Raw genomic sequence first — 14502 nt, 5'->3', positions numbered from 1 at the left:
AGATCCCAGCCTGCGCTGGGACGACGGAGTTAATCTGTGTCATCGCGGCGCTCGCTTAACGGTACGGCGCATCGGCGGCAAGGTTCGCCGCGATCGCGCTTTCCCAACGGTCGCCGTTATCGAGCAGCTTCGACTTGTCGTAGATCAGCTCTTCGCGCGTTTCGGTGGCGAACTCGTAGTTCGGGCCCTCGACGATCGCATCGACCGGGCACGCCTCGGCGCACAGGCCGCAATAGATGCACTTGGTCATGTCGATGTCGTAGCGCGTGGTACGGCGCGAACCGTCGTCGCGCGGCTCGGCTTCGATCGTGATCGCCTGCGCGGGGCACACGGCCTCGCACAGCTTGCACGCGATGCACCGCTCTTCACCGTTGGGGTAACGACGCAGCGCATGCTCGCCACGGAACCGCGGCGATACCGGGTTGCGCTCGTACGGATAGTTGATCGTCGCCTTTTCCTTGAAGAAATAGCGAAGCGTCAACGCGTGCGCCTTCACGAATTCCCACAGGGTAAACGACTTGATGATCTGAGCGACGCTCATGAACCCACTCCAACGCGCGTCAGCATGAGATAGCCTGACACGAGGAAAACCCAGAACAGCGAGACGGGGAGGAAGACCTTCCAGCCGAGCCGCATCAGCTGATCGTAGCGATAACGCGGCACGGTCGCCTTCACCCAACTAAACAGGAAGAAGAAGAACAGGATCTTGGCGAACAGCCAGATGATCCCCGGCACGTAATACAGTGGCGCCCAGTCGACCGGTGGCAACCACCCGCCCCAGAACAGCGTCGCGTTGAGCGCGCACATCAGCAACACGTTGGCGTACTCGCCGAGCCAGAACAGCGCGAACGACATCGACGAATATTCGGTCTGGTACCCGGCGACGAGTTCGCTCTCCGCCTCGGTCAGATCGAACGGTGCGCGCTGCGTCTCGGCCAGCGACGAGATGAAGAACATCACCGCCATCGGGAACATCAGCGGGTTCAGGATATACCCGTTGAAGAACCAGACGTGCGACTTCTGCGCCATCACGATCGCCGACAGGTTGAAGCTGCCGGTCCACAACACGACCGAAATCAGGATGAAGCCGATCGCGACTTCATACGACACCATCTGCGCGGCCGCACGAAGCGCCGAGTAGAACGGGTATTTCGAGTTCGACGCCCAGCCCGACAGGATGATCCCGTACACCCCGAGCGACGACGCCGCGAGCACGTAGAGCAGGCCCACGTTGATGTCCGCGAGCACGACGCCGACGCCGAACGGCACCACCGCCCAGACGATCAGCGCGACCGTGAAGGTGATGATCGGTGCCAGCAGGAACAGCGTCCGGTTCGCGGCTGCGGGGACGATCGTCTCCTGCAGGAACACCTTCAGGCCGTCGGCGAAGCTCTGCAACAGACCAAACGGACCGACGACGTTCGGACCACGCCGCAACGCCATCGCCGCCCAAATCTTGCGGTCGGCATAGATGATCATCGCCACCGCCAGCATCAGCGGCAGGGCGATCACCAAGATATCGATGATCGTCGCGAGGAAGAACGCCCAGTCGTAACCGAGCGAAGATTCGAACCAGGAGATCATTCGGCTGCCTCCGCATAGTCTTCCCCGTGGAGAAGTTCGGCCGAGCAGCGCTGCATCGTCGGCGACGCACGGCAGATCGCGTTGGTCAGGTAGAAGTCCTTGATCGGATAGCCGGCGAGAACGCCCTCACCTGCGCCGTTCAGCGAAGGTGGGTTCCACTCGAACGTCCCGAGCGCCTGATGACGCAGCGCAGGCACGTCCGCGTACATTTCCTCGCGCAGACCCTCGAAGCTGTCGAACGGCAGCGTGTGGCCAAGCGTATCGGACAGAGCACGGAAGATCGACCAGTCATCACGTGCATCGCCCGGTGCGAACACAGCGCGCTCGCCGCGCTGGACGCGCCCTTCGAGATTGACCCACGTGCCCGACTTCTCGGCATAGGTGACACCCGGCAGGATGACGTCGGCCGCCGCCGCACCCTTGTCGCCGTGATGCCCCACGAACACCTTGAAGCCTGCGAACTTCGAGTAATCGACCTCGTCCGCGCCGAGGAAGAAGCCGAGCTTCGCCCCCATCACGTCGGAGATGCCGCCCTTCTGCGCATAGCCGAGCATCAACCCGCCCATCCGCGACGCCGCCATGTGGACGACATTGAAGCCGTTCCAGTCCGCCTTCACGAGGCCGAGCGTATCGACGAGCTTCAGCGCAGCGGCATGGCCACCCTTCAGCGCGCCGCCACCGACGATCACCATCGGACGCTCAGCCTTGCCAAACGCCTCGGTCACCGCCTCGGGCAGGTTGCCGAGCAGCGCCAGATCGTCGCCGAGCCACTCGACCTTGTATGTCAGGTCCGTTTCCGGCCCGATCGCAAAAACCTTCGCGCCCTTCTTGATCGCCTTGCGCACCCGCGTGTTCACCAGCGGCGCTTCCCAGCGCAGATTAGTGCCCACCAGCAGGATCGCGTCGGCACGCTCGGTGCCGGCGATGGTCGTGTTGAAATTGACCGCGGCGATGCTCGTCGCGTCATAGTCCATGCCGGTCTGACGGCCTTCGAGCAGGCTCGACCCCATCTTCGCGAGCAGCGCCTTGGCGGCGTACATCGTCTCGCAATCGACCAGATCGCCAGCGACGGCTGCAACGCTCGACCCGGCGTTGACCGCCTTGATCGCCGCAAACGCTTCATCCCACGTCGCGGGCTGGAGCTTGCCGTTCACGCGGACATACGGCTTGTCGAGACGACGACGCACGAGGCCGTCGATAGCGTGACGCGTCTTGTCGGTCGCCCACTCCTCGTTCACGTCCTCGTTGATCCGCGGCACGCAACGCAGCACCTGGCGACCACGGCTGTCGAGCCGGATGTTGGTGCCAACCGCGTCCATCACGTCGATCGTCAGCGTCTTGCGCAATTCCCAAGGACGCGCCTCGAACGCATACGGCTTCGACGTCAGCGCACCCACCGGGCACAGATCGACGACGTTGCCGCTCAGCTCACTCTTGACTGCATTCTCGAGATACGAGGTGATCTGCATATCCTCGCCGCGGAAGATCGCACCGATCTCCTCGACGCCGGACACTTCCTCGGCGAACCGGATGCAGCGCGTGCACTGGATGCAGCGGGTCATGACCGTCTTGACGATCGGGCCCATATACTTCTCGGTGACCGCGCGCTTGTTCTCGTCGTAGCGCGAATGACCGCGACCGTACGCGACCGACTGGTCCTGAAGATCGCACTCGCCGCCCTGATCGCAGATCGGGCAATCGAGCGGATGGTTGATCAGCAGGAATTCCATGATGCCCTCGCGGGCATTCTTCACCATCGGCGAGTTGGTGAAGATCTCCTGCTTGTCCGCCGCCGGCAGCGCGCATGACGCCTGCGGCTTGGGCGGACCGGGCTTCACCTCGACCAGGCACATCCGGCAATTACCGGCAATGCTGAGGCGCTCATGATAACAGAAACGCGGGATCTCCTTGCCGGCAAGCTCGCACGCCTGCAGCACGGTGGCACCGGCAGGCACCTCGATCTCTACGCCATCGACTTTGACTAAGGGCATTACTCTGCGGCTTCCATCATCGGCGCGGTGTCGCCACCGCGCTCACGGATACGGCGCTCCATCTCGGGGCGGAAATGCTTGATCAGGCCCTGGATCGGCCATGCGGCTGCGTCACCGAGCGCGCAGATCGAGTGACCCTCGACCTGCTTGGTGACCTGCTGGAGCATGTCGATCTCGGACAGCTCGGCGTCGCCGGTGCGCATCCGCTCCATCACCCGCCACATCCAGCCGGTACCCTCGCGGCACGGGGTGCACTGGCCGCAGCTCTCATGCTTGTAGAAGTACGAGATGCGGCTGATCGCGCGGACGATATCGGTCGACTTGTCCATGACGATGATCGCCGCGGTGCCGAGGCCCGAGCCGACCGCCTTCAGGCCATCGAAGTCCATCGCGCAGTCCATGATCTGCGCAGCGGGCACGAGCGGCACCGAAGAGCCACCCGGGATCACCGCGAGCAGATTGTCCCAGCCACCACGGATGCCACCGCAATGCGTCTCGATCAGGTCGCGGAACGAGATGCTCATCTCTTCCTCGACCACGCACGGCTTGTTCACATGGCCGCTGATCTGGAACAGCTTGGTGCCGCGATTATTCTCCGCGCCGAAGCTGGAAAACCACGCCGCACCACGCCGCAGGATCGTAGGCGCAACCGCGATCGATTCGACGTTGTTAACCGTCGTTGGGCAACCATACAGGCCAGCACCTGCCGGGAAAGGTGGCTTCAACCGTGGCTGACCCTTCTTACCCTCCAGGCTCTCTAGCATCGCAGTCTCTTCGCCGCAGATGTACGCGCCGGCACCGCGGTGCACGAACACATCGAAGTCATAGCCCGATCCGCACGCGTTCTTGCCGATGAAGCCGCGATCATAAGCCTCGGCGACGGCCGCGAACAACGTCTCGGCCTCGCGGATATATTCGCCGCGGATGTAGATATACGCGGCGCGCGCGCGCATCGCGAACCCGGCGATCAGCGCGCCTTCGATCAGCTTGTGCGGATCGTGGCGGATGATCTCGCGATCCTTGCAGCTGCCCGGCTCGGATTCATCGGCGTTGATGACGAGGAAGTTCGGCCGGTCGGGCTTGGGCTCCTTCGGCATGAACGACCATTTGGTACCGGTCGGGAAGCCCGCACCGCCACGGCCGCGCAGCCCAGACGCCTTCATCACGTCGATGATCGCGTCCTGGCCGAGCGCCATCAGATCCTTGGTGTTGTCCCAATCGCCGCGCATGATAGCCGCGTCGATGTTCCACGGCTGAAAACCGTAGACGTTGGTAAAGATGCGGTCCTTGTCGGCGAGCATCAGGCCCACTCCCCCCGGTAATCGTGGTTCGCGTCGACCATCGCCTTCAGCGAGGTCGGGCCGCCTTCAGGGCAGCTTGCGCGACGACCGAACTGCGGACCCGGCGTCGGGTGGCCGCCATTGGCCAGCGCCTCGAGGATCTCGGTCGTCTTGTCGTAATCGAGGTCTTCGAAGTTATCGTCGTTGATCTGCACCATCGGCGCATTCGCGCACGTGCCCAGGCACTCGACCTCGGTCAGCGTGAACATGCCGTCCGGCGTCGTGCCGCCCTTGACCAGCCCGCGGTTCTTGCACGCGGCAAGAACGTCGTCCGACCCACGCAGCATGCACGGCGTGGTGCCGCAGACCTGGACGTGAAAGCGACCGACCGGCGCCAGATTGAACATCGTGTAGAAGGTCACGACCTCATACACGCGCATGTACGGTACGCTGATCTGACGCGCGACGAACTCTATCACCGGGACCGGCAACCAGCCCTGCGTCTGCGTTTCTGCCCCGACCTGGCGCTGCGCCAGATCGAGCAACGGGATCGACGCGGACTGCTCGCGACCCTTGGGATAGCGCCCGAGGATCTCGTTCGCCTTCACCTGGTTCTCGTCCGTCCACGCGAACGAACCCCAGCGTGCGCGGTTCTCGGCCTCGTCGGGAATTTTCGGAGCTTCAGCCATCAGCGGTCACATTCACCAAAAACAATATCCATCGCGCCGAGGATCGCGGTCGTATCCGCCAGCATGTGGCCCTTGGCCATGAAGTCCATGGCTTGCAGATGCGAGAACGCGGTCGGGCGGATCTTGCAGCGGTACGGCTTGTTCGAACCATCGGCGACCAGATACACGCCGAACTCGCCCTTGGGGCTTTCGGTCGCGACATAGACGTCACCGGCGGGCACGTGGAAGCCCTCGGTGTAAAGCTTGAAGTGATGAATCAGCGCTTCCATCGACTGCTTCATCTCACCGCGCTTGGGCGGCACGACCTTGCGGTCGAGCGACGCGATCGGCCCCTCGGGCATGTCGCGCAGGCACTGCTTCATGATCCGCGCGGACTGACGCACTTCCTCGACGCGCACCATGAACCGGTCATAGCAATCGCCACGCGTGCCCACCGGCACCTCGAAGTCCATCTTGGCATAGGCGTCGTAGGGCTGCGACTTGCGCAGATCCCAGGCGATACCAGAGCCGCGGATCATCGGACCCGAAAAGCCCCACTTGATCGCGTCGTCGCGGCTGACCACGGCAATGTCGACGTTACGCTGCTTGAAGATGCGGTTGTCCGCGACGAGCGAGATCGCATCCTCGAACAGCCGCGGCAGGCGCGTGTCGAGCCAGTCGCCGATGTCGGCGAGCAGCTTTAGCGGTGCATCCTGATGCACGCCACCGGGACGGAAATAGTTCGAATGCATGCGCGCGCCGGAGACACGCTCGAAGAAGTTCATGCAGTCTTCGCGGATCTCGAACAGCCACAGGTTCGGCGTCATCGCGCCGACGTCCATGACGTGGCTGCCGAGGTTGAGCATGTGGTTCGAGATGCGGGTCAGCTCGGCAAAGAACACCCGCAGATACTGCGCTCGCTCGGGCACTTCGAGGTCGAGCAGCTTCTCGACCGCCAGCACCCAGCTATGCTCCATGCACAGCGGCGAGCAGTAATCGAGACGATCGAAATACGGCAGCGCCTGCGTGTAGGTCTTGTATTCGATCAGCTTCTCGGTGCCGCGGTGAAGCAGGCCGACATGCGGGTCGACGCGCTCGACGATCTCACCGTCGAGCTCCATGACGAGCCGAAGCACGCCGTGTGCGGCCGGATGCTGCGGACCGAAGTTGATCGTGTAGTTCTGGATCGTGACGTCGCCGGTCGTCGGATCGGCTGCGTCGGCTTCACCCAGAAGCTCTTCGACATACAGACTCACTGGTTCTGTCCTCCACCCTTGGTCGGCACCACATCAGGGTTCGCTGGCTTCGGATCCGCGTCGGACCCCGGCTTGCCAGCGCCCGTCTGCGCGGTCGACTCGGTGCTCTTGGGCTCGGTCGGCGCCTGCGTAGGCGACTGGGCCGCATCCGCCTTGACGATCGTGTCGGCCTTGAGCGGCGTCGGCGCGCCCTTGGCCTCGGGGAGAGACCCCTTCTCATCACCCGGAAGGACGTAGTTCGCGCCCTCCCACGGGCTCATGAAATCGAACGTACGGAAATCCTGCGCAAGCTGAACGGGCTCGTACACGACGCGCTTCGACTCTTCCGAATAGCGCAGCTCGACATACCCGGTCAGCGGGAAGTCCTTGCGCTGCGGGTGACCACGAAAGCCGTAATCGGTCAGGATGCGGCGCAGGTCCGGATTGCCGCTGAACAGCACGCCGTACATGTCGTACACTTCGCGCTCGAGCCAGCCGGCGACGGGCCAGATGTCCGTCACCGACGGCACCGGCTTCTCCTCGTCGGTCGCGACATGCACGCGCAGGCGGTGGTTCCGCGTCAGCGACAGCATGCAATAAACAACCTCGAACCGCTCAGCGCGATCCGGATAGTCGACGCCGGCGATCTCCATGAGCTGCTGGTACGCAAGCCCCGGCGTGTCGCGCAGCGCGATCATCGCGTCATACAAATCCTCACGACGAACGTGCAGCGCGACTTCGCCGACATGGTCGACCGCGTCGATCAGCATGCCGCCGAGCGCAGCGCGAGCGCTGTCGATCACGCCGTCGTTCGACGTGTAAGCTGGTGCGGGAGCCCTCAACGCTCGATGCTCCCGGACCGCCGGATCTTCCGCTGCAACTGCATGATGCCGTACAGCAATGCCTCAGCCGTCGGCGGGCACCCGGGGACGTAGATGTCCACCGGCACGATCCGATCGCAACCACGCACGACACTGTAGCTGTAATGATAATAGCCGCCGCCGTTCGCACACGATCCCATCGAGATTACGTACTTGGGCTCGGACATCTGGTCGTAGACCTTGCGCAATGCAGGGGCCATCTTGTTGCAGAGCGTACCAGCAACGATCATCACGTCCGACTGGCGTGGGGACGCGCGCGGTGCGGCACCGAAGCGCTCGAGGTCGTAACGCGGCATATTGACGTGGATCATCTCGACCGCGCAGCAGGCGAGGCCGAACGTCATCCACCACAGCGAGCCGGTACGGGCCCACTGGAACAGCTCTTCGGTCGACGTGACGAGGAAACCCTTGTCCGTCAGCTCACCGTTCAATCCGTCGAAAAAGCCCTGATCGGGTGGCACCAGCGAGCTGGAGGCACCGAGTGCGGGCTGAAGCTCTACTCCCAATCGAGTGCTCCCTTCTTCCATGCGTAGACGAGGCCAAGGGCCAATTCGCCGATAAAGATCATCATCGAAATCCACGCGGTCCAGCCGAGCGTGAAGACCGAGACGGCCCAGGGATACAGGAACGCGGCCTCGAGATCGAAGATGATGAAGAGGATGGCGATCAGGTAGAAGCGTACGTCGAACTGGCTGCGCGGATCCTCGAATGCGGGGAAGCCGCACTCGTATTCGCTGAGCTTTTCCGGCGTAGGCTTATGCGATCCGGTGAGGCGCGAGACGGCCATCGGCAGGAACACGAACGTGCTCGACAATGCGATGGCGACCCCGAGGAACAGGAGGATCGGAAGATAGTGCGACAGGTCGACCAAATTGCTTCTCGCAAGTGCGAACGGAACGGGGCCGCTTTAGGCCGATGGGGGGTTCGGGGCAAGGCGTGGAGGGTGTGAGAATCACTCGCAACAGGAGGGGCGGGGGTGGTGGGAAACATGCGTTACTCGGGGTGCGTGAGCTAGTGCGAGTGCACGATGATGGCTTGGTCAGTGATATTGGTCCGTCCCTTGGACGTGTTGGGTGCGTGTCGCCCCAGAGGACGATGAGGCCGCGTTCGAACCACGGCCCCCTCTTCCTTGTTCTCCCGCGAAGGCGGGAGCCCAGTCTGGATCCCCGCCTTCGCGGGGAAACAAGATTTGCGTGTAGTGCAGTGGTGGCCGCCGAATTGCCCTGAGGTCCATCGGACCGAAAGCCAATGGCCGGCAAGAATGCGGAACGGTAATTCCGGAGCGAGCCGGGGATTAAGGGTGCAAAACAAGACACCATCCGACCTCACGATTCTCCCCCGCCAGGGGGCGGTGTCACCGAAGGTGACGGAGGGGGAGGACACGGAACAGAGGTTACCCGTACCTCCCCCTCCGTCTGGCAAGAGCCAGCCACCTCCCCCTTGCGGGGGAGGATCGGTCATCGGCCTTAACGCAGCGCGCCGGCCACCAGCTTATGAAGACGCGAGTGGAGCGCGTCGTTCGCGGCGAGGAACTCGTTACGTTCCATCGCGCGGTCGCCGCCGCGGAAGTCGGTGACGAAACCGCCGGCCTCCTTGACCAGCAGCATGCCCGCCGCGACATCCCAGGGCTTCAGGTTCGACTCCCAGAAACCGTCGAACCGGCCGGCCGCCAGCCAGGCCAGATCAAGCGCCGCAGCACCCAGGCGACGGATGCCCGCAACCTCAGGCGCAACCGCACCGAAAATACGGCTCCACTGCGCGAAATCGCCGTGGCCGAGGAACGGGATCCCGGTGGCGATCAGCGATTCGGACAGATCACGCCGCGACGACACGCGCAGGCGCTGGTCGGTGAGCCAGGCGCCCCGGCCCTTCTCAGCCCAGAAGCTCTCGTCGGTCAGCGGCTGATACACCAGCGCGGTGGTGACCTCACGCTTGCCGTTCGGCATCGGCTCCTCGACCGCGATCGAGATGCAGAAATGCGGGATGCCGTGGAGGAAGTTCGACGTGCCATCGAGGGGATCGACGATGAACCTCGGCTTGTTCGGGTCACCCTCGACCTCGCCGCGCTCCTCCATCAGCATGCCCCAATCGGGACGCGCGTGCGAAAGTTCTTCGAAGATCGTCTGCTCGGCGCGCTGGTCGGCCTGGCTGACGAAGTCGGCCGGACCCTTGCGGCTCACCTGGAGCTGCTGGACCTCGTTGAAGTCGCGACGCAGGCGCGGCGCGGCCTTGCGGGCGGCGCGCTCGATGACGGTCATGATGCCGGAATGGCTGGGCATTAAAAATCTCCACCTCTCCACTAGGAAGAGGGCGGGTTGGTGTTCCCAGGAAAGTGGCGCGATGACGCAGCCAGCACTCACCCTTCTCGTTGCAGCGAAGGTTAGTCCGCGCGCCTTACGTAGGTCTGCTCGTACACATCCACGACGATCCGCGTGCCCGCGCCGATATGCGGCGGCACCATCACGCGCACGCCGTTCTCGAGCACCGCGGGCTTGTACGAAGACGACGCGGTCTGCCCCTTCACGACGGCATCCGCCTCGACGATCAGCGCCTCGATCGTGTCGGGCAGCTGGACCGAGATCGGCCGCTCTTCCCAGAGCTCCATCACCACGTCCATGCCGTCCTGCAGGAACGCCGCAGCGTCGCCCAGGATATCGGCATCGAGCGAGATCTGCTCGTAATTGATCTTGTCCATGAAGGTCAGCATGTCGCCTTCGCGGAACAGGAACTGGAAGTCGACGGTCTCGAGCCGGACCTTCTCGACGCTCTCGGCGGAGCGGAAACGGATGTTGTTCTTGCGGCCGTCGATGAGGTTCTTCATCTCGACCTGCATATAGGCACCGCCCTTGCCGGGCTGGGTGTGCTGAATCTTGACGGCGCGCCAGATGCCGCCCTCATATTCAAGAATGTTGCCGGGACGAATCTCGACCGCGTTGATCTTCATGACCGATTCCTGCTGGAAAGAGCTAGGGGCCATCCGCAAAGCATGGCCCTAGGGCATGGCTCTGCTGAAACCCGAAGCGGCGGGCTTTAGCGGGACGACCGGGTTCCGGCAAGCAGCGGGTAAGGGTTCACGTTCTCGCCCTGATACCAGCGTTCGCCCGGCTGCATCTTCGTCAGCCCGAAATGCAGGTGGTAATTGCCCGCCCCCGCATCGCCGGTATCGCCGACATAGCCCAGCGTATCGCCAGCCTTGACCGCCATGCCCTCGCGGATACCCGCAGCGTAGCCGGCAAGGTGCGCGTAGTAATAGGTCCAGCGTCGATCGGGCGAGCGGACGTAGAGTGTGATCCCGCCAAGCCCGCTCTGAAACAGCTTCTCGATCCGGCCCGGTGCGGCAGCAACGACGGGTGTGCCGCCCGGCGCCATGATATCCGTACCATGATGGCCGCGCATACCGCCGCCCCGGGCATCGTTCCAGCTGTCGGCGATCGCTTTCCGCGAAACGCCGACCACCGGCACGGCCAGAGCACCCGGCGTCGCGGGAACCGCCGCGACCTCGGCGGGAAGCGACGGCTTGCGCCAGGGCACCCGCCGCACGATACCGCTACCGTCGCTGCCGAACGACACCATCGACGCGAACCCGCCGATCACGACGATGATCAGCCCGAGAATGATCCAGAACGTCCGCGTCATCGGCCTATGCCTGGAAGACCGCCTTGATCCCCGGCTTGATCATCATCGATAACCGCGCCGCATCCCAGTTGGTGAGGCGGATACAGCCATGGCTCTCCGCGCGCCCGATCGTCTCGGGGTTGGGCGTGCCGTGGATGCCGTAATGCTCCTTCGACAGATCCATCCAGACGACGCCGACCGGACCGTTCGGCCCGGGAGGCAGCATTTCCTTCTTCTGCCCCTTCTTCGCATCCCAGAAGAGCGCCGGGTTGAAGTGGAACTTCGGATTATAATCAGAGCCATAGATCTCCCACGTGCCGAGCGGCAGCGGATCGTGGCTCGACCCCATCGTCGCGGAGAATTGCGCGATCAGCTTGTCGTTGGCATCCATCACGCGGAGCACGCCGTCGGACTTGTCGACGACGATGTGATCCGCTTGCGGCTGCTTCGCATCGACGTTGAGCATGTTGAGCGTCGCGATCCAGTCCGGCTTCAGCTTCGGATCATAGGCGCGCGACGTCGGCAACGCATTGGGGAACACGACCTTGGTACCCGGCGTCAGCTTCGTGGTCGGCGAGTTCAGCGCCAGGATCACGGCCGGCGTCGTGTGGAACATCTCGCCGAGCTTCTCCATGATGTTCTTGTAGCCGAGCGACGGGAGTTCGGCCTGCTTGGCGGGGTCCTTCGGGAAGGGATTGACGAACGGGCCGGCCAGCATCTCCGGCGTCAGCGCGACCGTCACGGTCGGCCGCGCAGCGCGGTACGGATACAACGCCTGCAAAGTCCGCGCATCGGGCTTGCCGGTGATCGGCAGGCCCTTCGCCTCCTGGAACCCCTTCAACGCCGCAACCAGCGACTGCCCTCCACGCCCGTCCAGCACGCCCGGTCCGAAACCGAGATGGTCGAGGATCACCTGCACATGCAGGACGTTGCGGTCGATCGGAACTGGCGTATTGGGCGCAGGCTGTGCGGGTGCAGTCTGCGCCAAGGCGGGTGACGCCACGCCGAACAGGCACGCCGCAAGAACCGAAGCTTTCGTCACAAATGCCGTCATGCCCGTCATCCCAAACCGTTACGCTTATGCATCAAACGGCCAGAACGACGGTTGTTTCCAACGGTTCGGCGCGAACTCAGCGTGATATCAGCGCTGGGCAAGAACCTCGGCGAAGGCCTTGATCGCCGCAACCTCGTTACCACCCCAGACGGCGCCCGACACGGCGATGAAGTCCGCACCGGCAGCTACCAATGGCGCAGCGTTTTCCGGCGTGATGCCACCAATCGCGACGCAGGGCATCTCGAACAGCGTCGACCACCAGGACAGGATCACCGGCTCGGCGGTATGCGTCGCGACCTTCGTCGTGGTCGGATAAAACGTACCGAACGCTACGTAGTCGGCCCCGGCCTCGCCAGCTTCCATCGCCAGATGGCGGCTGCCATGACAGCTCACGCCGATCTGCGCATTAGGTCCAAGCTGCGCGCGCGCCTCGCGCGGATCGCCATCGTCCTGCCCGAGATGCACGCCGTCCGCATCGAGCCGCTTGGCCAGCCCGATATCGTCGTTGACGATGAACGCGACGTCGCGCTCCGCACAGATCGCGCGCAACGGCTCGCCGAGTGCGGCGGCAGCATGCTGATCGATGTCCTTCACACGGAACTGGAACGCGGCAACGGGGCCAGCGTCTAAAGCGCGCGCGAGACGGTCGGGGAAGTCGCCGCCAACGTCCAGCGGCGACACCAGGTAAAGCTGGCAAGCCGGCCGACGCATGTCGCGGCGGAAATTCTCGGCGAAATTGGGATCGAGCGGGCCCAGCGGATCTTCGAATTCGGTCATGTCCGCGGCCCTAGCCGGTTCAGCGCCGCAGCGAAACCGGCTGGATCATCGAGCCGGTGTGCAATCGTCGAAATCCGCCGCCGCCCGACTGCGATCGGTGCGGTGAGATCGACCACCACATCGGGATAAGCGATCAACGCCAGGTTCAGCACGTTGCGCTGCTTCAACGTCGCCGGGTCGCAAGACAGCCGAAGTCCGCCAATCTGGCCGATCGGAACGCGGACCGAGCGCAGCCGGCCGACTCGCATGGTCAATTGCTCTGCCTCTAACAATACCGGCATGCCGAGTAACGACCGCACGACCGCCACTAGCCAGACGATCCCGATTACCGTGCCCATCGCGACAAAGGCCGAGACCCGTGGCCACCAATGCGGCAATAACAGGTGAACGACGAGCAGCTCGACCGTCGACAGTCTGATAAGCACCCAGATCATCGGGGCGATCGCCTTGTGATAGGAGAGCGCCCCGATCATCGACGCTTATTCCTCGTTCTTGTAGATCCGGATGATGCGGTCGAGCATCGCCAGCGCCTCTTCGCGCGGGCGCTGGAAGGTGTTGCGGCCGATGATCGAGCCGTTGCCGCCGCCGTCGCGAATGTCGCGCGCATCCTGGAACACCGCGTCCTCGCCCTTGGCCGCACCGCCCGAGAAGACGTTGATGCGACGTCCGGCAAAGCTCGACTGGACGACGTGGCGGACGCGGTCGGACTGCTTCGACCAGTCCTGCTTGGCGTAGAGCGGCTTGGCCTCCTTCTGCTCGATATGATCGGTCGGCAGCTTGGTCTTGATGATGTGTGCGCCGAGCAGCGCCGCCATGTGCGCGGCATAGGCACCGACGTCGAGCGCGAGTTCGCCGTCCTTGGTCAGCTCGCCGCCGCGCGGGTAAGACCAGATCACGGTGGCGATGCCGACCGACTTCGCCTCTTCGCTCAGTTCGCGGATTTCCTCGACGAGATCGAAGAACTGATCAGCGCCCGGATAGATCGTGAAGCCGATCGCCGCCGATCCGAGCCGCACCGCGTCGGACACGGTCGCGGTCACCGCTTGGTCGATCGAGGTCGCCCAGCTGTTCGAGCTGTTGCACTTCAGGATCGTCGGGATCTGCCCCGCAAACGTATCCGCGCCCGCTTCGAGCATCCCGAGCGGCGCGGCATAGGCGCTGAGTCCGGCATCGATCGCCAGCTGGTAATGGTAATGCGGGTCGTACGCTGGCGGGTTCACAGAAAAGCTGCGTGCCGGACCATGCTCGAAACCCTGGTCGACCGGCAGGATGACGAGCTTGCCGGTGCCGCCGAGCTTGCCCTGCATGAGGATGCGCGCGAGGTTAGCCTTCACCGCCGGGCTGGTGGCTTCGTATTTGTCGAGAATGGTTTTGACTTGCGGCGTGATCGTCGAGGTCATGGTAAATCCTTTCCTGA

16 protein-coding genes are annotated in these 14502 nt (G+C 63.6%); all 16 read right to left on the bottom strand.

The window, feature by feature from the left end:
• Positions 1-55 precede the first annotated feature (55 nt).
• Positions 56-541, bottom strand: coding sequence for an NADH-quinone oxidoreductase subunit NuoI (nuoI, locus tag ACLBWL_RS10115; RefSeq protein ID WP_055877898.1), 486 nt, complete (start codon positions 539-541; stop codon positions 56-58).
• Positions 538-1584: an NADH-quinone oxidoreductase subunit NuoH gene (gene nuoH / locus ACLBWL_RS10110; protein ID WP_056058320.1), complete on the bottom strand. Its 1047-nt coding sequence runs from the start codon at positions 1582-1584 to the stop codon at positions 538-540. The genes nuoI and nuoH overlap by 4 nt, the downstream gene beginning before the upstream one ends.
• Entirely contained in the window at positions 1581-3575 is a 1995-nt protein-coding gene (nuoG, locus tag ACLBWL_RS10105; RefSeq protein ID WP_447792629.1) for an NADH-quinone oxidoreductase subunit NuoG, read from the bottom strand. Before nuoG ends, nuoH begins: the two co-directional genes overlap by 4 nt.
• Positions 3575-4876 (bottom strand): NADH-quinone oxidoreductase subunit NuoF, encoded by a 1302-nt coding sequence (gene nuoF, locus ACLBWL_RS10100; protein WP_056050371.1) that lies wholly within the window; start codon positions 4874-4876, stop codon positions 3575-3577. Before nuoF ends, nuoG begins: the two co-directional genes overlap by 1 nt.
• Entirely contained in the window at positions 4876-5544 is a 669-nt protein-coding gene (locus tag ACLBWL_RS10095) for a complex I 24 kDa subunit family protein (RefSeq protein WP_447792627.1), read from the bottom strand. Before ACLBWL_RS10095 ends, nuoF begins: the two co-directional genes overlap by 1 nt.
• A complete protein-coding gene (locus ACLBWL_RS10090) occupies positions 5544-6755 on the bottom strand; it encodes an NADH-quinone oxidoreductase subunit D (protein ID WP_274705252.1) in 1212 nt (403 codons plus the stop codon). Before ACLBWL_RS10090 ends, ACLBWL_RS10095 begins: the two co-directional genes overlap by 1 nt.
• 20 nt (positions 6756-6775) lie before the next feature.
• Complete coding sequence (locus ACLBWL_RS10085; protein WP_447792625.1) at positions 6776-7600, bottom strand: NADH-quinone oxidoreductase subunit C; 825 nt, start codon at positions 7598-7600, stop codon at positions 6776-6778.
• A complete protein-coding gene (locus ACLBWL_RS10080) occupies positions 7597-8145 on the bottom strand; it encodes a NuoB/complex I 20 kDa subunit family protein (protein ID WP_187504417.1) in 549 nt (182 codons plus the stop codon). Before ACLBWL_RS10080 ends, ACLBWL_RS10085 begins: the two co-directional genes overlap by 4 nt.
• Complete coding sequence (locus tag ACLBWL_RS10075) at positions 8136-8510, bottom strand: NADH-quinone oxidoreductase subunit A (RefSeq protein ID WP_121903273.1); 375 nt, start codon at positions 8508-8510, stop codon at positions 8136-8138. Before ACLBWL_RS10075 ends, ACLBWL_RS10080 begins: the two co-directional genes overlap by 10 nt.
• Positions 8511-9105: 595 nt before the next feature.
• The gene (locus ACLBWL_RS10070) at positions 9106-9918 is read right to left on the bottom strand and encodes an inositol monophosphatase family protein (RefSeq protein ID WP_056048515.1); all 813 of its coding nucleotides are present in this window, start codon (positions 9916-9918) and stop codon (positions 9106-9108) included.
• A gap of 101 nt (positions 9919-10019) precedes the next feature.
• The gene (gene efp, locus ACLBWL_RS10065; RefSeq protein WP_093397280.1) at positions 10020-10583 is read right to left on the bottom strand and encodes an elongation factor P; all 564 of its coding nucleotides are present in this window, start codon (positions 10581-10583) and stop codon (positions 10020-10022) included.
• An 86-nt stretch (positions 10584-10669) separates the two neighbouring features.
• Positions 10670-11275: a M23 family metallopeptidase gene (locus tag ACLBWL_RS10060; protein ID WP_447792621.1), complete on the bottom strand. Its 606-nt coding sequence runs from the start codon at positions 11273-11275 to the stop codon at positions 10670-10672.
• A gap of 4 nt (positions 11276-11279) precedes the next feature.
• A complete protein-coding gene (locus tag ACLBWL_RS10055; RefSeq protein WP_447792619.1) occupies positions 11280-12308 on the bottom strand; it encodes a L,D-transpeptidase family protein in 1029 nt (342 codons plus the stop codon).
• 87 nt (positions 12309-12395) lie between these two features.
• Positions 12396-13085, bottom strand: coding sequence for a thiamine phosphate synthase (gene thiE, locus ACLBWL_RS10050; protein ID WP_447792617.1), 690 nt, complete (start codon positions 13083-13085; stop codon positions 12396-12398).
• Positions 13082-13558, bottom strand: coding sequence for a hypothetical protein (locus ACLBWL_RS10045; RefSeq protein ID WP_447792615.1), 477 nt, complete (start codon positions 13556-13558; stop codon positions 13082-13084). The genes thiE and ACLBWL_RS10045 overlap by 4 nt, the downstream gene beginning before the upstream one ends.
• Positions 13559-13564: 6 nt before the next feature.
• A complete protein-coding gene (locus ACLBWL_RS10040; protein ID WP_447792613.1) occupies positions 13565-14485 on the bottom strand; it encodes a class I fructose-bisphosphate aldolase in 921 nt (306 codons plus the stop codon).
• Positions 14486-14502 lie beyond the last annotated feature (17 nt).

Source organism: Sphingomonas sp. M1A8_2b, assembly GCF_053345535.1.
Note: the sequence above shows the minus strand (reverse complement) of the source record. Positions and strands in the feature narration are given on the sequence as shown.